This is a genomic window from Micromonospora sp. NPDC047762 (assembly GCF_043204655.1).
In the GTDB taxonomy this organism is placed as follows: Bacteria; Actinomycetota; Actinomycetes; order Mycobacteriales; family Micromonosporaceae; genus Micromonospora.
Window position 1 is genome coordinate 220,650 of record NZ_JBIDCQ010000002.1, and the last position, 25,855, is coordinate 246,504.

A 25,855-nucleotide genomic window follows, 5' to 3' on the forward strand; every position below is an offset into this window, starting at 1 on the left:
TCCCGCCGGCCGGTCCGTCACCGCCCGGTCAGCGCCGCCCAGCCCGGGTTCACCGGTTCCCGGCGCAGCGGCATGCCCGCCTCCGCCGGCGTCCGGTCCCCCTTGCGCTGGTTGCAGGCGTAGCAGGCGGCGGTGGTGTTCCGCCAGGTGTTCCGGCCGCCGCGCGAGCGGGGCAGGATGTGGTCGATGGTGGAGGCCGGGCCGCCGCAGTAGGCGCAGCACCTGTCGTCGCGGCGCAGCACACCGGCCCGCGACCAGGCCGGCCCGGAGTTGAACCTCCACCGGGTGACGACGAAGCGGACCAGCCGCACCACCCGGGGCAGCGGGAAGACCCCGATCACCCGGTCGGGCTCGGCCTCGTGGATCTCGGCCACCCGACGGCAGAGCATGCGGACTGCGTGTTGGACGGTGACCCGGTGCAGCGGGCCGAGGTCGGCGTTGATGACGAGGACGGCATCCACCGGGACTCCTTTCCAGATGGTGACGGACAGCAAGAAGCCGCCCGGTCCGGCTGTCGGACGGGGCGGCTCAGCGCGTACGGACACGCGTCAGTCGGGCCGGCCCGCCCGGGGACCTTCCGCTCGGTAACCGGCACCGGGCAGCGTCGACACCACGATGCTGATGTGCCACATCGTCATGAGCTGCTCCCGCGGTGGTGGTTGACCTTGCGCGCTCACGGTAGGTCGACCCGGGAGACACGGGCAACGTATTTCGATCGGCCGGCCCCGTCGGGACGCCGCTGGCGGCGGGTGCGGGGAACTGCTTTGGCCGAGACCTGGGCGGTGGTCAGCGGTCGGTTCAGCCGCAGTGCCATCCGTGCGGTGAGTTCGCTGTCCAGCAGCGGCCGGTTGACCTCACCGGCGACGGACAGCGCGGGCCCGGAGACCGACCGCCAGATCGCGGCCAGCCCGGCGCCGAGGCCCACCAGGGCCACTGTGGCCCGGGTGGTCGGTGAGCCGGCGGCCGCGGCGGCACTCACCCCGACGACCGCGAAGAGCACGAGCAGCAGGGGTACGAGCACCGGCCAGAAGATGCCTCGGGCCGCCTGCGCCACCAGTCGCCGGTCTCGGATGATCAGGTTGCGGGCGATCACCGCGTAGTCCTCCTCGTCGAGCAGGTCGCGCGGGTGCAGGCCGCCGGTGAGCACGTCGCGCCAGAGGTCGCCCTGGCCGCGCAGCGCCCGGCTGAGGGTGGCGGGCGTCGGCTCGGTCGGGTCCCCGTGGCCGGCGCGGTCGACGGCGCTCGCCCAGGCGGCCAGCGAGCGGCGCACCACAGCGGCCGAGTACGGCGGCAGCACGCTGGCCAACTCGTCCAGCCACCGGCTGATCTGGACCTGCCGGCCGCCGAACTGCCGCAGCAACTGCGTGACGTCGCCGGCTCGGACGGTGTCGGCCACTGACCGGCCCAGTCGGTAGGCCAGCCCGACCCGGTGGTTGGCGGCCATCGCCCAGCGCAGCACCTCCACGTTGAGGTCGTCGAGGGCGAGCAGCAGCGGCACCGGGTCGGCGGGGTCCGGCTGGCCCAGGTCGGGGAGCAGGGCTCGGGCGGCCGACGTGTCGGGTGCCGGCCCGGTGTGCCGGGTGAGGTCGGCGATCTGGGCCAGGGCGACGTCCACCCCGTCGAGGTACATCCGCATCCGACGGTGGGCGGACATCTCGGTGAGGTTGGAGAGTTTGGCCGGCGGTACGGCCGGGCGGGCCTCGACGAAGGCGCTGGGCTCCGCGTGCTGCCCGTGGTGGTAGGCGTCCGCCATCCACCAGCCCAGCCGGAGCGCGGTGACGATGCAGGCGCGCTCGTCGCGGATCAGCGGGTACGCGTCGTCGCGGCCGATCTCGTCGGTCGACGAGTCGTTCTCCGCGCCGGCGCGGTGCAGTGGTGACATCTCCCGCTGCCCTCCCGCCCGGCCGATCGACGGTTGATCATTCGAGCGTACGACAATAGATAGTCGCATATGACGGCTTTGGCGGGTTTGGCGACCGTAGAGGGCGAAGGGCCACGCCGGGCGTGCCGGCGCGGCCCCTCGTGCGGGATGCCCAGGTCAGGAGGGATCTGGCAGGACGATCGTGATCTTCTTGTTGGCGCCGTCACGAAGAGCGACTCCACGCGCGGAGGCGAGGTCGGAACCCCCGTACCAGCCGCCGACCCATGGCGGATTCGGCACGTACCGGACCTTGACCGACTGGTCGGTCAAGCCCTCGATGACCCGCTGGCCGTTGAACGAGTACTCCTTGACCAGATCCCCGGTCCGGGCGTTGTAGACCTCACCCGCGAACCAGCCGTTGTACGGCTGGCCGTCCGCCGATGTCACGGCGAAGCTCAACCGGGGGCCGGTCTTGCCGAGCGAGATGTCGGCGACGCCCGGCAGGTCGGTTCCGGCCCTGGTCGTCGCGGCGGTCTTACGGTCCGAAGCGTTGCCCGTCCACACCGCCGCATACGATTCGATGTAGTCGTAGTAGTGCGAGAACTCCAGCGGCCAGTCGTACGGGCCGAGGTTCGGCACCGTGTAGGTGCCGTCGGAATCGGCGCAGAACGGGCCAACCCCGGGCGCGCCGGACCCCTGACGTGTCGGCAGGACCGCCGCGCATCCGTTGGTGAGGGGCTGGCCGGTTTCGGTGTCCCGAATCGTGCCGGTGATTCGGGCCGCCGGGTCCAGCTTGACGGTTGGCACGGTGCTGAGCAGACCGGCCTGGCCGTCGACCCGCAGCGCGTCGTACTGCCGGCCGACGCCCCCACGGCGTCCCACCCACTGCATGCCGTGCACCTCGTCGGCGGGTAGCGCCAGCAGGGTGTACTCACCCGGCTTCAACTCCCCGATGCTGACCCGGCCCTGCTCGTCGGTGTAGTTGAGGCCCCATTCGCACGTGTCGCTGTCCACCGAGCCGAAGGTGAGCGACAGTGCCGCGACACAGACGTTCGGGACCGGAGCTCCACTGGCCCGGTCGACGACGGTGGTGGTGATCGCGGTGGTCGGACGGAGGGCGACCTCGACCGTGGTGATCTGACCGAGGGTCACCTTGACGTTCTTGACCTCCTGCGCGGCATGGAGGCCGTCCGAGGACCGCAGTTCCAGGGTAAACGTCCCCGACTCCAGGTTTGCCAGGCGGATCCGGCCGTCGGTGGCGCCGCACTGCTGGTCGTACGGGCGGACCCCCGCGCAGTAGGCGTTGACCGGCCCGCCGCTGACCGCGTCGGTCGCGAGCACCTCGACGACGCCGGGCAGGAGCATCTGCTCCTCCGGCGTCGTCGTGGTGACACCGGAGGCAACGGTGACCACGTCGGCCGTGGAGTAGCCGAGCTTCTGGTGCGACCACTGGAACCGGCCGAGAAAGCCATACTGGATCTTGTAGGTGCCGACCGGGACGGAGGCGAACCGGAAGTTGCCGTCCGCGTCAGACACGACCTGTCCGCCGCTGGCACCTTCGGTGGTGAAGAGGTTGACCGTGACGTTGCCGGGCTTCTCGGTCACCACGTGGCCGGTGATGGCGCCAGTGCCGGGCTCCACGGCCTGCGCCGGAGTCGCGGCCAGAGTGGCGACGAGAGTGAGCGTGGTCGCCGAGGCGAGCATGAAGACTCTGCGGGCGGGTGTGATCATCGTTCCCCGTTCAGGCGGAGGGTGTGGCGCAGCCGTCGGATTCTGGCCGATGCTGCGCTTCGCTCGAAACGGGGCCGCCGCCGTCAGTGCAAGTCACTACGATCCGAGCGGTCGCCGCCGTTCTGCTGGCGACCGTACAGGAGGAACTCCACTTGAGATCTGTAAGCCGCGGCCTCCGGCTGGGCGGGCGTATGCCGGTGTTGGCTGCTGTCGCCACACTGGCGCTGGGAGCCGTCGTCCTCTCGGCCGGTCCGGCTAACGCCGCCGAGCCCCATCACGTGTTCACACCCTCGTTCCTCGCCTACACCGACTCCACCACCCCGGACAGCGCGGTCTTCTACCCCAGCGGGGGCGACATCCCGGTCGGGTCGTGGCGGGACGACGCCGGCACCACGCACTCCTCCCGCATCTATGTCACGTTCGACATCGGCGGGATCTACGTTGGTCGGCTGAGCCAGGCGACCCTCGTCGGGCGGGAGAGCCGCGCCAACGACTGTGCGCGCCCACGCGCCACCGTCGCCCAGGCAACCGCCGCCTTCACCGGTGAGAACAGTTGGTCGCATCCGCCGGCCACGGTCGGCAAGGCGGTCGCCGCTACCGCCGAGGGCGGTGAGTGTGCCTCCTGGCGGACCACGTGGGACTTGACCGCCGCGTTGACCAAGGCTCTGAGCCGGGGTGAGCGCCAACTCACCACCGAGCTGCGGATCCCCAAGCGGAACGAGGGGGATGTCTCCTACGGCCGCTGGCTGGAGAGCAACGAGTTCCGGTTCGAGGTTGAGCTGACCAACACCGCTCCGCTCAAGCCGACCAGGCTCTTCAACGCCAACACCGACACCCCCTGCGGTCCGGAGTACTTCGCCGGATCGGAATTCAGCGCGTACGCCAACATGACGGACCGGGACCGGGACCCGTACGACGAGCTGACCGCCGAGATCGAGTTTTGGCCGCTCGCCGACCCGTCTGCGGTCACGCCTGTCAGCCCCGGCGTTTCCAGCGGCCCCGACGGTCTCGACGCTGTTGCTCAGATGCCGGTGGCCTCGCTCGCCGACGGGGAGTATGCCTGGCACGCCCGGACCTATGACCAGCGCGCCTGGTCACCCTGGAGCGATCCGTGCCGCTTCACAGTGGATCGCACCAAGCCCGCTGTTCCGCCGACAGTCGCCTCCCCGGAGTATCCGGAGAATCCGGCGAACCCGACCGGCAGCCGTGGAACCGAGGGCACCTTCCTGTTCACGTCGCACGGCGTCCCGGACGTGGTGAGCTTCCGGTACGGCGACAGCCAGTGGGGTCTCTACAACCAGGTGCCAGCCGACCAGCTCGGCGGCGCGGCCACCATCCGGTGGCGGCCTCGCGACGCGGGCGAACAGACGCTGTACGTGGCAAGCGTGGATCGCGCCGGCAACAGCTCTCCGGTGCGGGCCTACACGTTCAACGTGCGCGACCTCAACGTCAACGCGTGGTCGACAGTCCAGCATCCCGACCCTTCCGGCGACGGAATGGCGGTCACGATGCGCTTCAGCACCCAGCCCGGCAACGGCATCACCACCATCGCCTACCGGGTCGACGGCGGGTCGGAGCAGTTGGCGACAGTGGGAGCCGACGGGGTCGCCGAGCCGGTCCTGGCACCCCTCAAGGGCGGTGAGCACCAGCTCAGCTACGTCGGCCGGAGCGCATCCGGCGAGCCGGGGTACCAGCAGGAGACGACCTTCTTCGTCGACGATGGGCCCACCATCACCTCGGACGGCGTCTATCCGATCGAAGGCTCCGGCGGTGGCGTCGGTGCCCCCGGCGTCTTTACGGTCTCTCCGGCGGTGACCAAGGGCGCCACCTCGGTGCGGTGGTTCGACAGTGTCGACAACAACCCCAGAGTGGTTCCGCTGGCCGCCGACGGCAAGGCCAGGATCACCTGGACGCCCACCACGGCCGGCTGGACGTATTTCTGGTTCACCGTCGAGTACGCCGACGGCAGCGTGTCCAGTTACCGGTCGTTCTCGGTCACTGTCAACTGATCCGACGCGGGGGTGCGGGAACGCACCCGCACCCCCGGGTGAGGTTCTCCACCAGGGTCAGGGCTTCCGGGCCAGCAGGCCACGCGGTCGGATCGAGAGCACCGGCTCGGCCGCACCACCCTCGGCGCGCAGGATGTGGTTCGCGGCGATGATCCCGGTCGCGGCCGAGCGTTCCATCAACGCGCTCGGGAAGTCCGTGGCGATGCCGTCGCCGGCCAGGTAGAGGCCGGTCGCGTCGGTGCGTACCCCCGGTCGCCAGGCGTGGCTGCCCGGCGTGAAAGCCGGCGCCTGCGCCTCCACCCGGGCCCGCAGCTCGCGGACCCGCAGCTCGCCGGCCTCCGGCCAGAGCGCGACCAGCTCGCGGCGCATCCGCTCGGCCAGTTCCTCGGCCGGCACGCCGGGCTCGCAGGCGTACGCGTGCAGCTCGACGACGGAGCCGCCGGTCTGCTGCGCCCAGCGCCGCGACTCGTTCTCCAGCCGGTGGTAGAGCGTCACCGAGTCCAGAGTGGGCTGACGGGACACGCCGCTGAACACCGCCCGCTCGGCGGCCACGTCCCCGTCACACCAGTACCGCGCCACCGCGTACGGCGGGCCGGGGGTGCCGAAGGCCGGCATCCGTGCCGCCAGCTCGGGGGCCTGCTCGGCCAGGTCCGGGGAGGCCGCCACCAGCGCGGCGAGCGCCGGCGGGTCGACGGCGAGCACGACGTGACCCGCCGGATGGCTGCCGCCGTCGGTGGTCGTCACCCGCCACCCCTCGGCGTCGCGGTGCACCCCGGTCGCGGCGCAGCCGGTCAGGACCCGGCCACCGCGCTTCTCCACGTGCCGGGTCAGCGGCTCCCAGATCGCCGTGGCGTAGTCCTCGTCGGGGCAGTCGAAGGCCAGCCCCTCCGGGTTCCCGAGCAGATAGAAGTGGAACTGGGCGACCATCTCGGCGGCCGACATCTCCGCCTCATGGTTGAAGAACGAGTGCGAGAAGACCTCGAACAGCATCGCCCGAGCCCGGTCCGGTAGTCGCAGCGACGCCAGCAACTCGTCGGCTGTGGTGTCGTCCAGGTCCGCGTAGGTGCGCACCGGGTCGTAGGTGAGCAGCGGCAGCGCCGCGTCCCGGTCCATCAGTCGCAGGTCGGCCAGGCGCAGGCTGGGGCTGCGCAGCAGCAGCGCCAGCAGGTTCGCCGGTGGCGCGGGCGGCAACCTGCCGAACTCCTCGGTCGGCCACTGCTCGCTGAGAATCGGGTAGCCCGGAATCGGCTTGAGGAAACCCAGGTCACTGTCGATCCGGCGGAGGATGGACCGCCAGTTGTAGTACTGCCGGAAGAACGCGTGGAAGCCGTGCTCGTTCTGCTGACTGCCGTCGGCGAGCGCCTCCGGCCAGGCGCCCAGCCGACCACCGAGGGTGGGTGCCGCCTCCATCACCGTGACCGCCACACCCCGCTCGGCCAGCACCACCGCCGCCGACATCCCGGCGATGCCGCCACCCACCACCAGCGCCGTGGTCGGTCGCGGCACCCGGTTGGCGCCACCGCCGCCCGGGTCCACCTGGTGCTGCCGTACGCCGATCAGCCGACCTACCACTTGCGACAGCGCCATGGGCCCAGTCTGCCCCACCTCGGCTCAGTCGGCTGGCAAGCAACGGCGGGGACGGTCGGAGGCCGGCCAGACGTACTCCAGGTCCTCCGGCACGTCGTCGCCGAACAGCGGGCGGTAGTGCGCCGGGTCCTTGCGCAGCAGCGACGAGCGGTGACTCAGGTGCAGGTCGTCGCGGCCCAGCCACGGTGGCAGCTCACCCGCTCGGGCCAGCTCGTCCTGGGTGCGTACGACGCCGGCCCCGCAGGCGTCGGCGAGGTCGACGGTCATCGTGGTGGCGCAGGTGTCGGCCCGCCCCGGTTCGGTCCAGACCGCGCACATGTCGAGGCCGTAGCGGACGAGCGCCTCCTCATACCCGGCCCACATCTTCACGGCCGGGTGGTTGCGCCAGCCGTACCCGGGTCGGGTGAGCCCGCGCAGCACCTGGATGGCCTCCACCCGCTGCTTGCCGAGCCGCTTCTGGTCCAGCGTGCGGGCGCTGGCCAGGAAGCCCGGGTACGGGAGGAACGTCTGCATGCCGCTGCTCTACCCGTCGCCGGGGCGGACATACCTGGCCCCGGGATGATCCGGACGGGGTCGCCCAGGGTGGCCGTGCTGATTACGATCCGGGCATGGCGGAGCCGTGGCGGGACCGGGCGCGACGGGCGGTCGAGTGGAACTGGCGACTGAGGTCCGTCGGTGATCCGCGCCCGCACTACGTGATCTGTGGCAAGGACGCGCTCGCCTACTACGTGGCCCGGGCGATGCTCGAATCCGAGCTGCCGGTCGGTGGGGCCCGGGTGACAGTCGTGGTGCCGGAGCGTTACCGCAGCAACGGGCCGGACGTGGCCGGGCTGCGCGGGGTCCGGGTGGTCCGCTCGGACCGGCTTGACGTGGCCACCTTCGAGGCCGCCGGCCTGGCCGGCGCGACCGGGCTGGCCCTGTTGCACCAGGACGACGTGGGCAACCTGCACGCCGCGCTCTGCGCGCAGGCCGTCGACCAGCGGGTCCGCCAGGTGCTGCGGATGTTCAACGGCACCCTCGCCGACGGCGTGCGCAAGCTGCTCAAGGCGCCGGTCGAGGTGCTCTCCGACGCCGAGATGGCCGCGCCGGCCTTCGTGGCCGCCGCGCTCAACGAGGTCGACCCGAGTTCCTTCCAACACCGGGACAAGACGCTGCGGGTGGCGCGTCGGGCCGACGTCCGACCGCAGGACGTGGTCTGCGCGTTGGCGCACCTGAGCGAGGCGCGGGGGGTGGAGCTGCTGCCGGCCCAGCAGGCTGGCGCCGACCTGGTGCTGGCCGAGGCGACCGGTCAGCCGCCGGGCACCGAGGTCGCCGCCCGCCGGTTGGTCCGGGCGCGTCGGCGGCGTCGTCCGATCTCGGTGGTGGTGGGGGCGGTACGCGGCTTCGCCACCCGCAAGATCGGCATTGCGGTGATGGTGGTGCTCGCGCTGATCGCGGTGCTGGGAGCACTGATCTCCCGGGCCGAGGACGTCTCTCCGCTGGAGGCGCTGTACCTGACGCTGGTCACCACGCTCAGCGGCGCCGACCCGGACACCACCAAGGCGGCGGATGCCCAGATCATGCAGGTGGTGCTCAACCTGGCCGGGTTGGCGCTGATCCCACTGATCACCGCCGTCGTGGTGGACGGCATCGTCAACGCCCGACTGGCCCTGCACACCGGCCGCCTGCAACCCGCGCGGGTCGGGCACGTGGTGGTGATCGGTCTGGGCAACGTCGGCACCCGGGTGATGGCGCAGCTACGCGAGTACGACGTCGAGGTGGTGGCGATCGACAAGGATCCGGAGCCGCGTGGCGCCGCCCTGGCGCGCCAACTGGAGGTGCCGCTGATCGTCGGCGACGCCGCGTTGCCGGAGACACTCGCCTCCGCCTCGGTGGCCGACTGCCAGGCGCTGGTGGTGGCGTCCACCGACGACGTGGCCAACCTGGAGGCGGCCCTCGCCGCCCGCGACCTCCGCGCCGACCTGCGCGTGGTGCTGCGGCTCTTCGACGGTGACTTCGCCGAACGGGTGGAGGAGACCTTCGCGCTCGGGGTGTCCCGCTCGGTCTCCTACCTGGCCGCCCCGGCCTTCATCGGGGCGCTCACCGAACGCGCCGTGATCAGCACCATCCCGGTCGACCGGCACGCGCTCCCGGTCGCCGAGGTGCCGGTCGCCGCCGGCTCCGAGCTGGACGGTCGACCGCTGGACGCGGTCAACCGGGACGGGCAGGTCCGGTTGATCGCCCGCACCCCGGCCGGCGGCGCCAGGACGATCTGGTGGAAGGACCTCGACCCCCGCCAGGTGATTTTCGCCGGCGACCGGCTGACCGTCGTCGCCCGGCGGCGCGGGCTGGACTGGCTGACGCGCCAGTGCGCCCCTCCGGCCCACCCGGAGCCGGTCACCCGACCGGCCGGGTCGGTCCACGGCGGAGCGCACACCCCGGCGGTGGCGTCTCCCTCCGTGCCGGGGCAGACGGGCCCGGGGGCCGGCGCGGCACATCCCGTCCCTCCGGGTGGAGACACGCCCTCGACGACCAACGGTGTTCAACCTGACGAACGTGAGCTGACCCGCCGGCATGACGGGCCCGGCGAGGTGAGCTGACAGCACCCGACGCAGCAGGAACCGGCCGGCACTGAGCGACAATCCATGGCATGCGTTTCCGCATCCTGGGTCCGACCCAGGTCGTGCTGGCCGACGGGCGAGAGGTCCCCGTGGGCGGGCCTCGGCTGCGTGCCCTGCTGGCGCTGCTTTTGCTCGACGCGGGTCGGGTCGTCTCCGCCGACCGACTGATCGACGGCCTGTACGGCGAGCACCCGCCCCGAGGTGCGGCCAACGCGCTCCAGTCCCAGGTGTCGCGACTGCGCCAGGCCCTGCCCGCCGGGCACGACCCGGTCGAGTTCCACCCGGCCGGTTACCGCCTGGCGGTGGATCCCGACGACGTCGACGCGTACCGCTTTGAACGGCTCGCCGAGGCGGGACGCCGCGCGCTCGTCGACGGCGACTGGCCCCGCGCGGCGGCGGCGTTGCGCGAGGCGCTGGAGCTGTGGCGTGGTCCCGCCCTGGCCGATGCCATCGGCGCAGCCGGCGTGCCCGCCCAGGCGGCCCGGCTGGACGAGCTGCGGTTGGCCGCCATCGAGGATCGGGTCGAGGCGGACCTGGCGCTGGGCGCACAGAGCGCCCTGATCGCGGAGTTGCGGGAGGTGGTCGTCGCGCATCCCCTGCGGGAGCGCTCGCGGGGCCAGCTCATGCGTGCCCTGGCGGCACTGGGTCGGCCGGCGGAGGCGCTGGCCGAGTTCGAGGACGCCCGGCACACGCTGGCCGAGCAGCTCGGCGTCGACCCGTCGGCGGAGCTGGCCGCCGTCCATCTGGCGGTGCTGCGTGGGGCGGAACGCGGGTCGGCCGAACCGGTGCTGCCGAGTCAACTCACCACCTTCGTCGGGCGCGAGGAGGAGCTCAAGCGCGTCGGCGACCTGCTCGGAGAGCGGCGGCTGGTCACCGTCACCGGTCCCGGGGGCGCGGGCAAGACGCGCCTGGCGATCGAGGCCGCTGGCCGGGTCGACGGGGAGGTCCGTTTCGTCGAGTTGGCCGGGCTGGCCGACGGTTCGGACGTTCCGCAGGCGGTGCTGAGCGCGCTCGGCCTGCGCGACGCGGGCCTGCGCGCCCCGGCCGAGCTGGGCTGGCAGACCACAGACCGGTTGGTCGAGGCGCTGGCCGAGCGGCGACTGCTGCTGGTGCTCGACAACTGCGAGCACGTCCTCGTCGACGCGGCCCGGCTGGCGGCCCGGTTGCTGAGCGCGTGCCCGGCGTTGCGCGTCCTGGCCACCAGTCGGGAGCCGCTGGGGTTGGCCGGTGAGGCGCTGTGCCCGCTGTCCGGGCTCAGCCTGCCACCGCTCGGCGCGTCCGCGCCGGACGCCGACGACTACGCGGCGGTTGGCCTCTTCGCCCAACGGGCCGCCGACGTCGCGCCCGACTTCACCGTCACGCCGACCAACGTAGAGGTGGTGCTGCGGATCTGCCGCAGCCTGGACGGCCTGCCGCTGGCGATCGAGTTGGCCGCCGCGCGGCTGCGGGCGTTGCCCGTCGCCGAGGTGGCCGCCCGTCTCGACGACCGGTTCCGGCTGTTGTCGACGGGCAACCGGGCCGCGTCGCCGCGACACCGCACCCTGCGGGCCGTGGTCGAGTGGAGTTGGGATCTGCTCGACGACGCCGAACGGCAGGTGGCCCGACGGCTGACAGTCTTCGCCGGTGGGGCCACGCTGGAGGCGGCCGAGCGGGTCTGTGGCCTGCCCACCGCCGAGTTCGTCGACGCGCTCACCGGTCTGGTCGACAAGTCCTTCGTGGAGATGTCGGGCGGCCGGTACCGGATGCTCGAAACGGTGCGGGCCTTCTGCGCCGAGCGTCTCGCCGAGGCCGGCGAGGCCGACGAACTGCGTCGCGCGCACACCGCGTACTTCCTGGAGTTCGCCTGGACCGCCAGCGACCACCTCCGGTGCGCGGAGCAACTGCACTGGCTGCGACTGCTGGACGCCGAGCGGGACAACCTGCACGCGGCGTTGCGTCGGGCCACAGCGGCCGGCGACGCGTCCGGCGCGGCCGGGATGGTCGCGGCCCTGTCGTTCTACTGGTGGCTGCGCGGCATGCGCGGGGAAGGGGCGCGGCTCGCCGCGGACGTCCTCGAACTGCTCGGCACCGAGGCGCCGCCGGGGCTGGGCGAGGAGTTCGCCCTCTGCGTCTACAACGCCTCGCTCGCTGGCTCCGGCTCTCTGCCGTCGCTCGGGACGCAGCGGTCCGTGATCCGCAGCCTCGACCGGCCGCCGCGACAGCCCTTCCTGCTGTACCTGTCGGGGATCTCGACGGGACCGCCCTCCGGCGGTGCCGAGGATGTCGACGAGCTGATGGGGGAGCTGCGACGGCTGGTCGGCCCGGACCCGTGGATCAACGCGCTCGGCGCGATGGGCAGCGGCTCGGCGCTGATGTGGAGCGATCAACGTGACCGCGCCCGGGCCGCGCTGGCCACAGCGCTCGACGGCTTCCGCGGCACCGGGGACCGGTGGGGCACCATGATCACGCTCGGTGCGCTCGGCGAACTGGCCGCCTTGCAGGGCGATCCGGAGACCGCTGGCGCCCACATGGATGAGGCCATGGGACTGGTCGAGGCGCTCGGGTCGGCCGTCGACCAGGCCGACATGCTGCGTACCCGGGGCGAGATCAGGCTGCGCGCCGGTGACCTCGCGGCGGCGCAGGACGACTTCGCCGGTTCGCTGCTTCTCGCGCAGGGCAGCGGCGCGCCCGAGTTCGTGGCCAGCGCACGGCTCGGCCTCGCCCAGGTGGCCCGGGTACGAGGGGACCTGGCCGCCGCGAGGCGGTTCTGCGAGGAGGCGTTGGCCGGTGGGCTCACCGGCTGGTACGTCGGCGAGGCCGCCCGCGCGGAGATCGTTCTCGTCCTGAAGGAGATCACCGAGGCGGAGAAGACCGGTGCGCCGCCGTCAGCGGGCGGTGCGTGACCGGTCAGCGTCGGGCCGCACCGTGGGGGCATGACGACATTCGAGGTGGTCGCCGAGGGTCTGGGCAAGCGGTACGGCCCGACCAGGGCGCTCGACACGTTCGACCTGACCGTGCCGCCCGGCACGGTCCACGGACTGCTGGGACCGAACGGCGCGGGCAAGACGACTGCCGTACGGATCCTCACCACCCTGCTGCGCTTCGACACGGGAAGGGCCACGGTGGCCGGGTACGACGTGCTGCGCCAGCCGGACGAGGTGCGCGCCCGGATCGGGCTGACCGGGCAGTACGCCGCGGTCGACGAGATCCTCAGCGGCCGGCAGAACCTGGAGCTGTTCGGCCGGCTGTTCCGGCTCGGCCGACGGGAGGCCCGCCGACGCGCCGATGAGCTGCTGGAACGGTTCGGGCTGGACGAGGCGGCGAGCCGGTCCGCCGGTGAGTACTCGGGTGGGATGCGTCGCCGGTTGGACCTCGCCGCCAGTCTGATCCGTACGCCGCGGGTGTTGTTCCTGGACGAGCCGACGACCGGCCTGGACCCGCGCAGCCGCAACCAGGTGTGGGACCTGGTCCGAGGTCTCGTGGCGGACGGGACCACGCTCCTGCTCACCACGCAGTACCTGGAGGAGGCCGATCAGCTCGCCGACCGGATCTCGGTGATCGACGCCGGCCGGGTGGTGGCCGAGGGATCACCGGACCAACTGAAGGCGATGACCGGCGGCGACCGGATCGAGGTGGTGGTCCGCGACGCGGCCGAGCTGAGCCAGGCGGCCCGCCTCGTCGCGCGGATCTGCGGCGCGGAGCCCGAACTCGACCCGGAGGTTCGACGGCTCAGCGTGCCGGTGGTCGATCGCGTCGCCGGCCTGGTCGACGTGGTTCGCGCGCTGGACGACGCCGGGATCGCTGTCGAGGACATCGGCCTGCGGCGCGCGACGTTGGACGAGGCATTCCTGCACCTGACCGGGCACCGGCCGGATGAGGCCCGCGAGCCGGTCGGGGCCGGACGAACTGTGGAGATGGCATGACCACGGCGATCGTCGACGGTTGGACGATGACCAGGCGGAACATGACCCACGTGGTTCGCGCGCCGGAGGAGCTGATCCTCTACTTCTCGCTGCCGATCATGTTCGTGCTGGTCTTCGGGTACGTGTTCGGCAGCGGCATGCAGGTGCCGGGTGGCGGCGACTACCGCGAGTTCCTGCTGCCCGGGGTCTTCGTGATGACGATGCTCTACGGGTTGGGGGCCACAGCGACCGGCGTGGCGCTGGACCTCAGCCGGGGTGTGGTCGACCGGTTCCGGTCGATGCCGATGGCACGGTCCGCCCTGATGACCGGTCGCAGCGCGGCCGACCTGCTGCGCGCCCTGCTGGAGATGTCCACCCTCCTGGTGTGTGGCCTGCTCGTCGGATGGCAGTGGCGCGAGGGTGTGGGCAGGGCGTTGCTCGCCGTCGGGCTCCTCCTGCTGCTGCGAGTCGCCATCACCTGGATGGGGATCTACCTGGCGCTTCTGGTCCGCAACCCGGACACCGTCGGCGTCATCGTTTTTCCGGCGGCGTTTCCGCTGACCGCGATCTCCAACGTCTTCGTGTCGCCCGAGCTGATGCCCCCGGTCATCGGGGCGATCTCGGAATGGAACCCGTTGTCGGCCACCGTCGCGGCGATCCGCGAACTGTTCGGCAACCCGGGCCTGGGTGGTGACTCCTGGCCGGCGGAGCACGCGATGCTGTTGGCGGTGCTGTGGCCGGTGCTGCTGATCGCGACGTTCGCCCCGCTGGCCGTGCGCCGCTACCAACGGTTGAGCCGCTGACTCCGACCGTCTCCCAGGGTCAGCGGCGGGCCCGCAGGGCGTGGAAGGCGGCACCGACGCCGAGCACACCGAAGCCGGCGATCACGCTGCTCAGCGGCAGGTTGACAGCGAGCAGCAGGCACCCGACCAGCCCGAGAACGGCGAGCACCCGGACCGGCAACCGCCGGTCCGGGTCCCGCCCCAGGGTGAGCGCAGACGCGTTGGTGATCGCGTAATAGACCAGCACCGTGCAGCTGGAGAAGCCGATCGCGTCGCGTACGTCACCGAGCAGCACCACCACTGTCACCACGGCGGCCACCGCCAGTTCGGCGCGGTGCGGCACCTGGTGCACCGGGTGCACCGCGGCCAGCGCACCGGGCAGATCACGGCGGCGGGCCATGGCGAGGGTGGTCCGACCGACCCCGGCGACCAGGGACAGCAGCACCCCGACGACCGCGATGGTGGCCCCGGCGCGGACCAGCCACGCCAGGCCGGGCAGCCCGGCGGCGGTCACCACGTCGACCAGGGGCGCGGCGGATCCGGCCAGCCGGTCGGCGCCGAGCACGCCGAGGGTGACCGCCGCCAGCACCAGGTAGATCACGAGCACCACCCCGAGCGCCAGCGGCACCGCGCGCGGAATGGTCCGCTGCGGGTCGCGGACCTCCTCGCCCAGCGTGGCGATCCGGGCGTACCCGGCGAAGGCGAAGAACAGCAACCCGGCGGCGGTGAGCACGCCCCGCGCCGAGCCGCCGGGCTCGCCGAGCCGGCCCAGATGCACCGGCCCACCGACCAGGCCGACGACGGTGACCACTGCCAGCACCGCCAGCACCAGCGCGACCAACGCCCTGGTCACGGTGGCGGTCTTGCCGATGCCGCGAAGGTTCACAGCGGTCACCGCGAGCACCGCGCCGACGGCTACTGGCCGGGCCTGGCCCGGCCAGAGGTACGCCCCGACGGTCAACGCCATCGCCGCGCAGCTCGCCGTCTTGCCGACCACGAAGCCCCAACCGGCCAGGAAACCGGCGAACGGCCCGAGGCGCTCCCGACCGTAGACGTAGGTGCCGCCGGACTCCGGGTACCGGGCCGCCAGCCGCGCCGAACTGGTCGCGTTGCAGAAGGCCACGAAGCCGGCCAGCGCCAGCGCGGGCAGCAGGCCGGCACCGCCGGCCGCCGCCACCGCCGGGCCGAAGACCACGAAGACGCCCGCGCCCAGCATCGAGCCCAACCCGATGACAACCGCATCGGGTACGCCCAGCCGCCGCGCCAGTTGATCCACGAATCAGAACCTAGGGGTACGAGGTGAACGGCCGGTCCCACGCACGTAACCGGCCGGGGAGCGGCAGATCGTCCCAGGGCACCCGGTGCAGCAGCCGGTCCAGGAGCAGGCCCAGCAGCAGCCCGGCGACCGAGTCGGTCAGCCAGTGCCAGCCGAGGTAGGTGGTGGTGGTGAGGACGACCAGCGGCGGTACGACGCGGATCACGGTGACGAGCCGGCTCGGGAGTTGCCGGCCGAAAGTGCGGGCCAGTGGGGCGAGCAGCAGCGCGATGACCCCGTACCAGACGATGGCGTTGGCGACGTGGCCCGACGGGTAGGACTGGGCGAACCGCACCGGCAGGTCGTCGTGGAACAGCGGCAGGGTCTGCTCGGGTGCCAGGAACGGCTCCTTGACGCTGGCGCTCGGTGCCGCCCGCGCGGTCCAGACCTTCAGCGGACCGATCGTGAAGGTGGTGATCACGAACCCGACCACCGGCAGCAGGATCGGCCGCACCGACCGCAGCCGGACGGCCAGCAGCACGCCCAGACCGACGCCGATCAGGGTCAGCGGGGTGCCCTGGCCGAGGAAGTTCAGCACCCGGGCGACCCAGTACGCGGCGGCCGGCCGGTGCCCGTCGGCCCAGTCGGCGACCGCCCGGTCCAATCCGAAGAGCTGGTCGGCGGCGAGCGCCACAGTCAACCCGACCAGACCGACCAGCAGGAGCGCGTCGAACCACCAGCCGGCCGGGCGAACGGGCCGTAGCCGCAGGTCACGTCGTACCGCTGTGGGTTTGAGCACGCGACCACGCTACCGGCCCGGCGCGAGGCCGGGGTGCGCGGCGCTGTGGGCCCAACCACGATCAGAGGCGGATGAGGGGGACGACCAGTCATGCTTGTGCCCGTGCGGATCACGTCTGCCCTCGTGGACCCGGCGCTGCTCGACCTGCCCTGGTCGACACCGCTGGAGGAGTGGCCTGCCCAGCACCTGGTGGCGCTGCCGCAGGGCATCTCCCGGCACATCGTCCGTTTCGTCCGGTTGGGCGACTACGTGTACGCGTTCAAGGAGACCCGCGAGCGGATCGCCGAGCGGGAGTACGACCTGCTCCGGGCCCTGGAGCGGATCGACTTCCCCTCCGTCGAGGCGGTCGCGGTCGTCGCCGACCGGCAGACCGAGGACGGGGAGCCGCTCGAATCGGTGCTGATCACCCGGCACCTGCAGTTCTCGCTGCCGTACCGGGCGCTCTTCTCGCACACCCTCCGCCCGGAGACGATGAGCCGACTGCTCGACGCGCTCGCCGCCCTGATCGTGCGGATGCACCTGACCGGCTTCTTCTGGGGCGACTGCTCGCTGTCGAACACGCTGTTCCGGCGGGACGCGGGGGCCTTCGCCGCCTACCTGGTGGACGCGGAGACAGGCGCCCTGCACAACTCGCTCTCCAACGGTCAGCGCGGTGAGGACCTGGAGATCGCCCGGGTGAACATCTTCGGTGAGGCGCTGGACCTGCAGGCCGCTGGCCTGCTGCACGAGTCCATCGACCCGGAGGTGGTGTGCGAGGAGGTCGTGCAGCGCTACGAGCGGCTCTGGCACGAGATCACCTATGAGCAGGCGATCGAGCGGGAGGCCCGGCGCGACATCGAGGGCCGGATCCGCCGCCTCAACGAGCTGGGCTTCGACGTCGCCGAGGTGGCCATGTCGACCATCGACGGTGGGCGTTTCCTGGTTCGGCCGAAGGTCGTCGATGCCGGCTACCACACCCGGCGGCTGCTTCGGCTGACCGGGCTGGACGCCGAGGAGAACCAGGCTCGCAAGCTGCTCAACGACCTGGACGCCTACCGTGCCGAGAGCGACCTGATCGACGAGCAGCAGGCGGCCCACCGCTGGCTCACCGAGGTCTTCGAGCCGGTGGTCCGGGCCGTTCCCGCGCACCTGCGTCGGAAGCTGGAGCCGCAGGAACTGTTCGCCCAGATCATCGAGCACAAGTGGCTGCTCTCCGAGCAGGCCGGCCGGGACGTCGGGATGCGCCACGCGGTCCAGTCGTACCTGTCCGACGTGCTGGTGCACCGCCCCGACGAGCAGGCCGTCCTCGGCGTGGAAGTCCCCAGCCTCAGCTAGGGCCCAGCCCGGTTGTCCGCGGTCTGTCACTCCACCCAGGAGCCTGCGCGCAGCACCCGCACCACGTTGAGGTCGTCGTCGAGCACCACCAGGTCGGCGCGGAGGCCCACCTGGAGGGACCCGACCCGGTCGCCCAGGCCGATGGCCCGCGCCGGGGTGGTGGCCACCATCCGTGCGGCGTCGGCGATCGGGATTCCTGCGTTCACGGCGTGCCGCAGCGCGGCGTCCATGGTCAGCGTGCTGCCGGCGATCGCGCCGTCGCGGGCGAGCCGGGCCACTCCGTCAGCGACGGTGACGGCCTGTCCGCCCAGTTCGTACTCGCCGTCGGGCATGCCGGCGGCGGCCATCGCGTCGGTGATCAGCGCGGCGCGGTCCGGGCCGGCGGTCGCGGTGACGAAGGTCAGCATGCCGTCGTGCAGGTGGATCCCGTCGGCGACCAGTTCGCAGATCACTGTGGGCGCGTCGAGCAGGGCCACCACCGGCCCCGGCTCACGGTGGTGCACGGGCCGCATGCCGTTGAACAGGTGGGTGCCGACGCTGGCGCCGGCGGCGACCGCGGCGCGGGTCTGCTCGTACGTGGCGTCGGTGTGACCCACCGCCGCCACCACCCGCCGCGCGGTGAGCAGCTTGATCGCCTCCAGCGCGCCGTCGCGCTCCGGGGCGAGGGTGACCATCCGGATCGCGCCCCGGCCCAGCTCGATCAGCTCGGTCAGCTCGTCGGTCGACGGGTCGCGCAGGTACTCCGGGTTCTGTGCGCCGCAGCGGGTGGCCGACAGGTACGGCCCCTCGAAGTGGACTCCCGCCAACACGCCCTCCTCGACCAACGGGGCGAACGCCTCGGTGGCCGTACGCATCAGCGGAAAGGGCGAGCTGACCAGGCTGGCCAGCAGCGTGGTGGTGCCGTGGGCGAGGTGGAAGTCGGCCGCCGCGCGGGCCTCGTCGGCGTCCCCGGTGGTGAAGGTGTGCCCGCCACCGCCGTGCGTGTGCATGTCGACGAAGCCGGGCACGATCCAGTGTCCGTCGCGCACCGACGGATACTCGGCCACCGCTGTGATCCGATCACCGTCCCACTCGACGCAGCCCTGTCGGACGACTCCGGTCGGGGTCACCACTCGGCCGTTCACCCGTACGGTCATCGCTTCTCCTGATGGTCACGGACACCCACGGCGTCCAGGGCGAGCAGGGCGGCACCGAGGCAACCGGCCTCGTCGCCGAGGGCTGCCGCGACCAGTTGCGGCTCCCGGTGGAAGGTCATCCGTTCGTGCAGCGCCGCCCGCAGCGGAGTCAGCAGCCGGTCCCCGGCCTGGGCCAGGCCGCCGCCGAGCACTACCGTCGCCACGTCGAACAGCGCCTGCCCGCTGGCGAGGCCATCGGCGAGCGCCTCGACCGCCTCCTGCCAGACCTGGCCGGCGAGCGGTTCGCCGGCCGCCGCCCGTTCGGCCACCTCGGCCGCGGTCACCGGGGCGTCGGCGGTGTCGCCGGCGAGTTCGGCGTAGCGGCGGCCGATCGCGGCGGCCGACGCGATCGCCTCCAGGCAGCCGGGGCGGCCGCAGCCGCAGCGCGGACCGTCGGGCCGGACCAGGATGTGGCCGATCTCCCCGGCGGCGCCGTGGGCCCCCACCGCGGCCGTGCCGTCGACGACGTGCGCGGCGGCGATGCCGGTACCGATGGCCACGAACAGCACGTGCCCGGTGCCGCGTCCGGCGCCGAGCCGGGCCTCGGCGAGACCACCGGCACGCACGTCGTGGCCGAGCGCCGTCGGCAGGCCGAGCCGCTGCACGGTCAGGTCCCGCAGGGGTACGTCCCGGAAGCCCACGTTCGCCGACCAGACCGCGACGCCGCGTGCCTCGTCCACCACCCCGGGCACGGCGATGCCCACCGCGATCGGGGTGAGCCCGTCGGCGCGGGCCTTGTCGGCAAGCCCACCGGCCACGTCCAGGATGGTGCCGACCACGGCGGCCGGGCCGCGTGCGGCGTCGGTGGGGTGCCGTTCGGTGCTCACCACGACGCCGTCCGGTCGGACCAGGGCGCATTTCATGCCGGTGCCGCCGACGTCGAGCGCAACGACCACGCGGTCGTCGCTCACGATGCCACCTCGGTTCGCGGCTGCGGGGCTCGCAACCCCGGCTCACTCCTCGCGCTCACGCCAACACCACGGACCGGGTCAGGTGGCGGGGCGCGTCCGGGTCGAGGCCCCGGCTGGTGGCCAGCGCGACAGCGAAGCGTTGGGCCAGGATCAGGTCGGCCATCGGGTCGACCGGGGTACGGCCGGCAGACCAACTGCCCAGCACCGTGCGCCAGCCGTGCGTGCGGCTGTGCACGAAGGCCGCGCCGGTGGCCGCCACATCCTCGGGCAGCCCGTCGGGCAGCTCACCGAACGCCCAGACCAGCCGGCCCGGCGCGGCGACCGAGATGGGACCGTGCCGGTAGTCCATCGCCGGGTACGCCTCGGCCCAGAAGGTGGCCGCCTCGCGGCACTTCAGCGCCGCCTCCTGGGCCAGCCCGACCGTCCATCCCCGACCGAGGAAGGTGACCTGCTCGATGGTGGCCGGGTCGATCGGCAGCGGTGATCGCACCGCCACCTCGGCGTCGGCGGCGAGCGCTGTCACCGGGTCGCCGAGCTGGGCCCGGAGCAGGGCCAGCGCGGTGGTCGCGAAGCGGGTCTGCACGACCGACCGTTCGTCGGCGAAGGGCAGGGCGACGGTGGCGGTGGCCAGCTCGACCGCTGGGGACGCGGGGTCGCCGACGATCACTGTGGTGGGTGTCTGTCCGCGCAGCGCGGCGAGCAGCTCCAGCACCTCGGTGGTGGTGCCGGAACGGGTGATCGCGATCAGCCGGTCGTAGCGGCGGCCGGCGGGGAACTCGGACGCCTGGAACGCGTCGGTCTCACCCTGGCCGGCCTGCTCGCGGCGGGCCGCGTACGCCATCGCCATGAACCACGACGTGCCGCAACCGACGACGGCGACCCGCTCCCCGGGGCGCGGCAGGTCACCGCGCACGACCTCGGCCAGCCGGGCCGCCTCCCGCCAGCAGTCGGGTTGGCTCGCGATCTCCGCGTCCACGTACGCCATGGGAAACTCCTCGCAGGGCCGATCGGTGCGCAATACGGCTCGTTAGACCCGCATTTCGCGCGTTATTCTGCGCGAACGCGGGTGACCATGGCAACCGGCCGGCCGATCGCGCAGGTCAGTCTTTTGCGCAAGCCTAGTTTCGCGCACTAGTGTGCACGCAATCAATCACCGTCCGTGCAGTTGCTGGGAGGGCCCCCGCGGTGGACCGGTACGCCAGATGGAACGCCCTGCTCGAAATGCTGACCGACAACGGCCGGGTCAGCGTCGAGGCGGCAGCCGAGCGGCTGGACGTCTCCCAGGCCACCATCCGGCGTGACTTCGACCAGCTCGCGCAGCAACAAATGATCACGAGGACCCGGGGCGGCGCGGTCGCCAACGGCGTGTCGTACGACCTGCCGCTGCGCTACAAGACGGCCAAGCACTCGGCCGAGAAGCAGCGGATCGGGGCCGCCGCCGCCGCGCTCGTCACGCCGGGCACCGTGGTCGGCCTGAACGGCGGCACCACCAGCACCGAGGTGGCGAGGGCGCTCGCCGTCCGACCGGATCTGAACACCAGCGCCGAGGGTGCCCAGCTCACCGTGGTGACGAACGCCCTGAACATCGCCAACGAGCTGCTGGTCCGGTCCCGGATGAAGGTAGTGGTGGCCGGCGGCGTGGTGCGGCCGAAGTCGTTCGAACTGGTCGGCCCGCTGGGCGGGGCGCTGCTGCGCGAGGTCACCCTGGACGTCGCCCTGCTCGGCGTGGACGCGATCGACCCGCAGCTCGGCGCCGCCGCCCACCACGAGGGGGAGGCGGCGATGAACAACCTGATGGTGGCCCGCGCCAAGCGCGTGGTGATCATCGCGGACTCGTCCAAGCTGGGCGGTCACGCCTTCGCCCGGATCTGCCCGGTCGAGCGGGTGGAGACGCTGGTGACCGACTCCGGTGCCGCGCCGGAGGTGGTGGACGCGTTCCGCGCTGCCGGCGTACAGGTCATCTGCGCCTGAGGGGTCACGCTCCGTCGATGAATTAGCCCGATCGGCGCGTCGATGCATACCGCGTATTGCGCGCTCCTGCATACCGCGTATGGTGTCGGCTGTCACGCCCACCCATCGGGGGAGGTGCAGCTTGCCAGCTGTCCTGGAGATCGAAGGTCTACGTAAGACGTACAAGAGTCGTCGACGCGGCACCCGCAACGCGCTCGACGGCTTCGACATGCGGGTCGACGCGGGGCAGGTGCACGGCTTCCTGGGTCCCAACGGGTCCGGCAAGACCACCACGCTGCGTACCCTGCTCGGCCTGATCCGACCCGACGGCGGCCGGATGGCGCTGCTCGGGCACGAGGTTCCCGACGCGCTGCCCGCGGTCGCCGGCCAGGTCGGCGCGATAGTGGAGAGCCCGCAGTTCTTCCCGCACTTCACGGCCCGGGACACGCTGTCCCTGCTCGCCGGTGCGGGCGAGGTGCCGGCCGTCCGCGTCGACGAGGTCCTGGAACTCGTCGGGCTGCGCGACCGGGCCGGCGAGCGGGTCAAGACGTACTCGTTGGGCATGAAGCAGCGGCTCGCCGTGGCCTCGGCCCTGCTGAAGAACCCGAAGCTGCTCATCCTCGACGAGCCGGCCAACGGCCTAGACCCGGGCGGCATCCGGGAGATGCGCACGCTGATGCGCACCCTCGCCGAGTCCGGAATGACAGTGGTGCTGTCCAGCCACATCCTCGGTGAGATCCAGCTGATCTGCGACTCGGTCACCATCATCTCGCTGGGCCGGCGGGTCGCGTTCGGTCCCGTCGACGAGGTGCTCGCGCAGCACTCGTCCGGCGCGGTCCGGATCCGGCTGGAGGCGGTCAGCGACCTGCCGGTCGCCACCGAGGCGCTCACCCAGGCGGGAATCCGGGTCACCGGTCACCCGGACCACCTGATGCTGACCGGCGTCGACAAGCCGGCTTCGGTGACGCGGCTGCTCGCCGAGAAGAACCTCTACGTCAGCGAGATGGCGCCGATCGCCGTCGATCTGGAGAGCGTCTTCCTCGAACTGACCGCCACCGCGCCGGTACCCGGTCAGCACCGGCAGGTCGACGAGTCCACGAAGGTTGGCGGGACGGGTCAGCCCGGTCCCGCCGGGGGAGGGTGGGGCGCGTGAGCCTCTTTCGTACGGAGCTGCGCCGGCTCACCAAGCGGCGCTTCACCCGCTACTCGACGCTGCTCGGCCTGCTGGTGCTGGTCGCGGTGGTGGTCGGGGTGTTCTTCACCAACCAGAAGATCGACGCCGCTCAGCTCGCCAAGGCCGAACGTCAGGCCGACCAGCAGTACCAGGAGCAGGTGCGCTGGAGCGAGCAGGAGCGCGCGGAGTGCGAGAAGGCCAAGACGGCCGGTACGGCGACTGACGGCCGCTACCCGGACGACTGCTCGGTGATCACCGCCCCGTCCCGGGACCAGATCCAGGCCGACTGGTTCCTGCCGTCGACGTTCGACTTCAAGAAGACGTTCGACGAGACGTTGATCCCGTTCGCGGCGATCCTCGCCCTGGTCGGGTTCGTCATCGGCGCGTCCTTCGTCGGGGCCGAGTGGAGCACCGGCGGCATGATGAACCTGCTGCTCTGGCGGCCGAAGCGGCTCACCGTACTGCTCACCAAGCTGGCTGCGCTGCTCACCGGCATCCTCGCGGTGACGCTCCCGGCCGCGGTGCTGTGGTTCGCCGGGTTCTGGGCGGTCGCCACGTTCCGGGGCAGCACCGAGAAGATGACCTCCGGGGTCTGGCAGTCGTTCCTGCTCACCAGTCTGCGCGGAGTGGCGCTGGTGCTGGTGCTCACCACCATCGGTTTCGCCCTCGCCTCGTTGGGACGGCACACCGCGATGGCCCTCGGTGGCGTGGTGGCGGTGATGGTCGTCGGCCAGTTCGGTCTGGGCATCCTGCTGGGAATGGCGGGCGTGCGGTTCGCCGAGGCCTGGCTGCTGCCCACGTACATCCTGGCCTGGATGACGAAGACGGTCACGCTGCAGGACTGGAACTCCTGCAACGCGACCTACTACGGGGAGTGCAATCCGGCCACCATGGACATCACCTGGCAGCAGTCCTCGGTTCTGCTCTCGGTCTCGGTGGTGGTGATCCTCGGGGCGGCGCTCTGGACGATGCGCCGCCGCGACATCACCTGACCGGACCGAAGTGACGCGGCGCGGCCGGCCCGGCCGTCGGGGTTCCCGGCGGTACGGACCGGCCGCGCCGCCTGCTGCGTCCCTGGTCGCCGCTGACTAGGCTGAACGACATGTCCGCCGACACCTCCCCGGCCGCCCCCGAGCCGTCCACTGACGCTCGTCCGGGTGAGCCTGCGGGTGCTGCCGGGCCGACAGTCCCGAACCCGCGATCGGCGCCGTCCATCGAGACCGCCGACGCGCCCCCCGCCGCCGATGCGCCCCCCGCCGCCGATGCGCCCCCCGCCGCCGATGCGCCCCCCGCCGCCGACGCGGCGCCGCCCGCTGATCCGGCGGTGGGGCTGACCGAGCGGGAGCGGGCCATCCTCGCCTTCGAGCAGCAGTGGTGGCGGCACGCCGGTGCCAAGGAGCAGGCAGTCCGGGACACCTTCGGAATCTCGTCGACCCGGTACTACCAGCTGCTCAACGGCCTGCTCGACAATCCGGCAGCCCTAGCTGCCGACCCGGTGCTGATCAGCCGCCTCCGCCGCCTGCGCTCCTCCCGAGCCCGCAACCGCCGCCGCTAACCCCCCCCGCCCGACCCCACCCCAACCCGCCCTCACCCCTGGCCCCGGCCCCGGCGATCTTGCACTTGTTGTTGTCGATTCGCGCTCTTTGGGGCCTTTGTCGGGACAGGAAGTGCAAGATCGCGGCGGTGGTCGGCGGGCCGGGGCGGGCCTGTTGCGGTCGCATGGCGGGTGGCCCGGCGGGTACGCGGGAGGAGTTCCGGGGTCGCACGCGACCTCGGGCCCAGGAAGGAGCGGGGTATGACGGCAACGAACCAGAGCGGCACAGGACAGCAGGCCCGCCAGGAAGCGTCGCGCGTCGGCCAGCAGGCCGCCCAGGCCGGGGGGCAGGTCGCCCATACCGCAGCTGAGCAGGGCGGGCAGGTGGCCGCAGAGGCGCGGCGACAGGCCCAGCAGTTGACAGGTGAGGCCACCGGGCAGCTTCGTGATCAGGCGCAGACGCAGCAGCGGCGGGCCGCCGCGGGCCTGCGTGACCTGGGTCAGAACCTCAGTTCCATGGCCGAACGGGACGGCGATTCCGGGTTGGCCGGTCAGGTGGTCCGCAAGGCGGCCGACGCCGCCCAGCAGGCTGCCGGTTGGCTCGACGAGCGCGAACCCGGCGAGGTGCTCGACGAGGTGCGCACGTACGCGCGGCAGCATCCGACGACGTTCCTCGCGGGCGCGGCGGTGGCCGGGCTGCTGGTCGGGCGGCTCACCCGTGGCCTGACCGCGCCGGCCTCGGGCAACGGTCAGTCCGCAGGCGCGTCAGGTGCTCCGTCACCCGGGCGGGGTGCACCGCCGGACGCCGGTCAGCAGCCGTACGTGGGTACGGCGCGGGCGCAGAACGTCTCGCCTCCCGGTGCGCAGGCGCGGGATCTGCCCGGCGGGGTGGCACCGTGAGCGCCCCGGAGAAGGAGCGGACCCAGGCCTCGGTCGGCGAGCTGATCGGCGACGTGACCCGGGACATGTCCACTCTGGTGCGCAAGGAGGTCGAACTGGCCAAGGCCGAGCTCCGCGAGGAAGCCAGCCAGGTGGGCAAGTCGGGCGGAATGTTCGGCGCCGCCGGGCTGGCCGGATTCCTGGCTGTGCTCTTCGTGTCGTACGCCGTCTGGTGGGGGCTGTCCAACACGATGGACCAGGGGTGGGCGGCGCTGATCGTCGCGGTCCTCTGGGCCGCTGTTGCCGGTGGCCTCTTCATCAACGCCCGGACCCAGCTGAAGCGGGCTCGTACGGTTCTGCCCCGGACGAAGCAGACTGCCCGGGAGCTGCCGGACGCCCTGCGGGGTCGGTGA

22 protein-coding genes are annotated in these 25,855 nt (G+C 72.2%); 12 read left to right on the forward strand and 10 right to left on the reverse strand.

Annotation, left to right across the window (positions count from 1 at the left end; translation table 11 throughout):
• Positions 1-17: 17 nt before the first annotated feature.
• The 3 genes from ACGF3C_RS06530 to ACGF3C_RS06540 all read right to left on the reverse strand — a co-directional run bounded on the left by ACGF3C_RS06530 (position 18) and on the right by ACGF3C_RS06540 (position 3,592).
• On the reverse strand, positions 18-461 hold the full coding sequence (locus ACGF3C_RS06530; RefSeq protein ID WP_393219456.1) for an HNH endonuclease: 444 nt from the start codon (positions 459-461) through the stop codon (positions 18-20).
• 212 nt (positions 462-673) lie between these two features.
• On the reverse strand, positions 674-1,882 hold the full coding sequence (locus ACGF3C_RS06535; RefSeq protein ID WP_393219459.1) for a hypothetical protein: 1,209 nt from the start codon (positions 1,880-1,882) through the stop codon (positions 674-676).
• 156 nt (positions 1,883-2,038) lie between these two features.
• Positions 2,039-3,592 carry a collagen binding domain-containing protein gene (locus ACGF3C_RS06540; RefSeq protein ID WP_393219462.1) on the reverse strand — a complete coding sequence of 518 codons (1,554 nt, stop codon included), beginning with the start codon at positions 3,590-3,592 and terminating at the stop codon, positions 2,039-2,041.
• 278 nt (positions 3,593-3,870) lie between these two features.
• Between ACGF3C_RS06540 and ACGF3C_RS06545 the strand changes: the two genes are divergently transcribed.
• Positions 3,871-5,601 (forward strand): hypothetical protein, encoded by a 1,731-nt coding sequence (locus ACGF3C_RS06545; protein ID WP_357222448.1) that lies wholly within the window; start codon positions 3,871-3,873, stop codon positions 5,599-5,601.
• Positions 5,602-5,658: 57 nt separating this feature from the next.
• Here ACGF3C_RS06545 and ACGF3C_RS06550 read toward each other — a convergent pair whose 3' ends face one another.
• Both ACGF3C_RS06550 and ACGF3C_RS06555 read right to left on the reverse strand, forming a co-directional pair.
• On the reverse strand, positions 5,659-7,188 hold the full coding sequence (locus ACGF3C_RS06550) for an FAD-dependent oxidoreductase (RefSeq protein ID WP_393219466.1): 1,530 nt from the start codon (positions 7,186-7,188) through the stop codon (positions 5,659-5,661).
• Between the two features lie 24 nt (positions 7,189-7,212).
• Entirely contained in the window at positions 7,213-7,701 is a 489-nt protein-coding gene (locus tag ACGF3C_RS06555) for an MSMEG_6728 family protein (protein ID WP_393219469.1), read from the reverse strand.
• A gap of 95 nt (positions 7,702-7,796) precedes the next feature.
• Here ACGF3C_RS06555 and ACGF3C_RS06560 point away from each other — a divergent pair, with 95 nt between their 5' ends.
• From ACGF3C_RS06560 to ACGF3C_RS06575, 4 genes are read left to right on the forward strand one after another with little or no spacing between them, the layout of a single operon-like run.
• Entirely contained in the window at positions 7,797-9,767 is a 1,971-nt protein-coding gene (locus ACGF3C_RS06560; protein WP_393219472.1) for a potassium channel family protein, read from the forward strand.
• Between the two features lie 50 nt (positions 9,768-9,817).
• Positions 9,818-12,670 (forward strand): BTAD domain-containing putative transcriptional regulator, encoded by a 2,853-nt coding sequence (locus tag ACGF3C_RS06565; protein WP_393219475.1) that lies wholly within the window; start codon positions 9,818-9,820, stop codon positions 12,668-12,670.
• 30 nt (positions 12,671-12,700) lie between these two features.
• The gene (locus ACGF3C_RS06570) at positions 12,701-13,690 is read left to right on the forward strand and encodes an ATP-binding cassette domain-containing protein (protein ID WP_393219478.1); all 990 of its coding nucleotides are present in this window, start codon (positions 12,701-12,703) and stop codon (positions 13,688-13,690) included.
• Positions 13,687-14,472 (forward strand): ABC transporter permease, encoded by a 786-nt coding sequence (locus ACGF3C_RS06575; protein ID WP_393219481.1) that lies wholly within the window; start codon positions 13,687-13,689, stop codon positions 14,470-14,472. Before ACGF3C_RS06570 ends, ACGF3C_RS06575 begins: the two co-directional genes overlap by 4 nt.
• A 19-nt stretch (positions 14,473-14,491) precedes the next feature.
• On the opposite strand, the gene ACGF3C_RS06580 is transcribed toward ACGF3C_RS06575, so the two are convergent.
• Both ACGF3C_RS06580 and ACGF3C_RS06585 read right to left on the reverse strand, forming a co-directional pair.
• A complete protein-coding gene (locus ACGF3C_RS06580) occupies positions 14,492-15,727 on the reverse strand; it encodes an APC family permease (protein ID WP_393219484.1) in 1,236 nt (411 codons plus the stop codon).
• Between the two features lie 10 nt (positions 15,728-15,737).
• Positions 15,738-16,475 (reverse strand): phosphatase PAP2 family protein, encoded by a 738-nt coding sequence (locus ACGF3C_RS06585; protein ID WP_355006084.1) that lies wholly within the window; start codon positions 16,473-16,475, stop codon positions 15,738-15,740.
• 132 nt (positions 16,476-16,607) lie between these two features.
• Here ACGF3C_RS06585 and ACGF3C_RS06590 point away from each other — a divergent pair, with 132 nt between their 5' ends.
• A complete protein-coding gene (locus tag ACGF3C_RS06590) occupies positions 16,608-17,819 on the forward strand; it encodes a DUF4032 domain-containing protein (protein WP_393219487.1) in 1,212 nt (403 codons plus the stop codon).
• Between the two features lie 26 nt (positions 17,820-17,845).
• Here ACGF3C_RS06590 and nagA read toward each other — a convergent pair whose 3' ends face one another.
• The 3 genes from nagA to ACGF3C_RS06605 are packed head-to-tail and all read right to left on the reverse strand — an operon-like array spanning position 17,846 to position 20,890.
• The gene (nagA, locus tag ACGF3C_RS06595; RefSeq protein WP_393219490.1) at positions 17,846-18,955 is read right to left on the reverse strand and encodes an N-acetylglucosamine-6-phosphate deacetylase; all 1,110 of its coding nucleotides are present in this window, start codon (positions 18,953-18,955) and stop codon (positions 17,846-17,848) included.
• Positions 18,952-19,905 (reverse strand): ROK family protein, encoded by a 954-nt coding sequence (locus ACGF3C_RS06600; RefSeq protein WP_393219493.1) that lies wholly within the window; start codon positions 19,903-19,905, stop codon positions 18,952-18,954. The genes nagA and ACGF3C_RS06600 overlap by 4 nt, the downstream gene beginning before the upstream one ends.
• A gap of 55 nt (positions 19,906-19,960) precedes the next feature.
• Positions 19,961-20,890 carry a sugar isomerase gene (locus ACGF3C_RS06605; RefSeq protein WP_357193935.1) on the reverse strand — a complete coding sequence of 310 codons (930 nt, stop codon included), beginning with the start codon at positions 20,888-20,890 and terminating at the stop codon, positions 19,961-19,963.
• 200 nt (positions 20,891-21,090) lie between these two features.
• Between ACGF3C_RS06605 and ACGF3C_RS06610 the strand changes: the two genes are divergently transcribed.
• From ACGF3C_RS06610 to ACGF3C_RS06635, 6 genes are all read left to right on the forward strand, one after another.
• A complete protein-coding gene (locus ACGF3C_RS06610; RefSeq protein ID WP_091403015.1) occupies positions 21,091-21,876 on the forward strand; it encodes a DeoR/GlpR family DNA-binding transcription regulator in 786 nt (261 codons plus the stop codon).
• Between the two features lie 121 nt (positions 21,877-21,997).
• Entirely contained in the window at positions 21,998-23,008 is a 1,011-nt protein-coding gene (locus ACGF3C_RS06615) for an ABC transporter ATP-binding protein (RefSeq protein ID WP_393219498.1), read from the forward strand.
• Positions 23,005-24,021 (forward strand): ABC transporter permease subunit, encoded by a 1,017-nt coding sequence (locus ACGF3C_RS06620; protein ID WP_393219501.1) that lies wholly within the window; start codon positions 23,005-23,007, stop codon positions 24,019-24,021. The genes ACGF3C_RS06615 and ACGF3C_RS06620 overlap by 4 nt, the downstream gene beginning before the upstream one ends.
• A 110-nt stretch (positions 24,022-24,131) precedes the next feature.
• A complete protein-coding gene (locus tag ACGF3C_RS06625) occupies positions 24,132-24,584 on the forward strand; it encodes a DUF3263 domain-containing protein (protein ID WP_393219504.1) in 453 nt (150 codons plus the stop codon).
• A 240-nt stretch (positions 24,585-24,824) separates the two neighbouring features.
• Entirely contained in the window at positions 24,825-25,463 is a 639-nt protein-coding gene (locus ACGF3C_RS06630) for a hypothetical protein (protein ID WP_393219507.1), read from the forward strand.
• Positions 25,460-25,855: a phage holin family protein gene (locus ACGF3C_RS06635; RefSeq protein WP_357193949.1), complete on the forward strand. Its 396-nt coding sequence runs from the start codon at positions 25,460-25,462 to the stop codon at positions 25,853-25,855. Before ACGF3C_RS06630 ends, ACGF3C_RS06635 begins: the two co-directional genes overlap by 4 nt.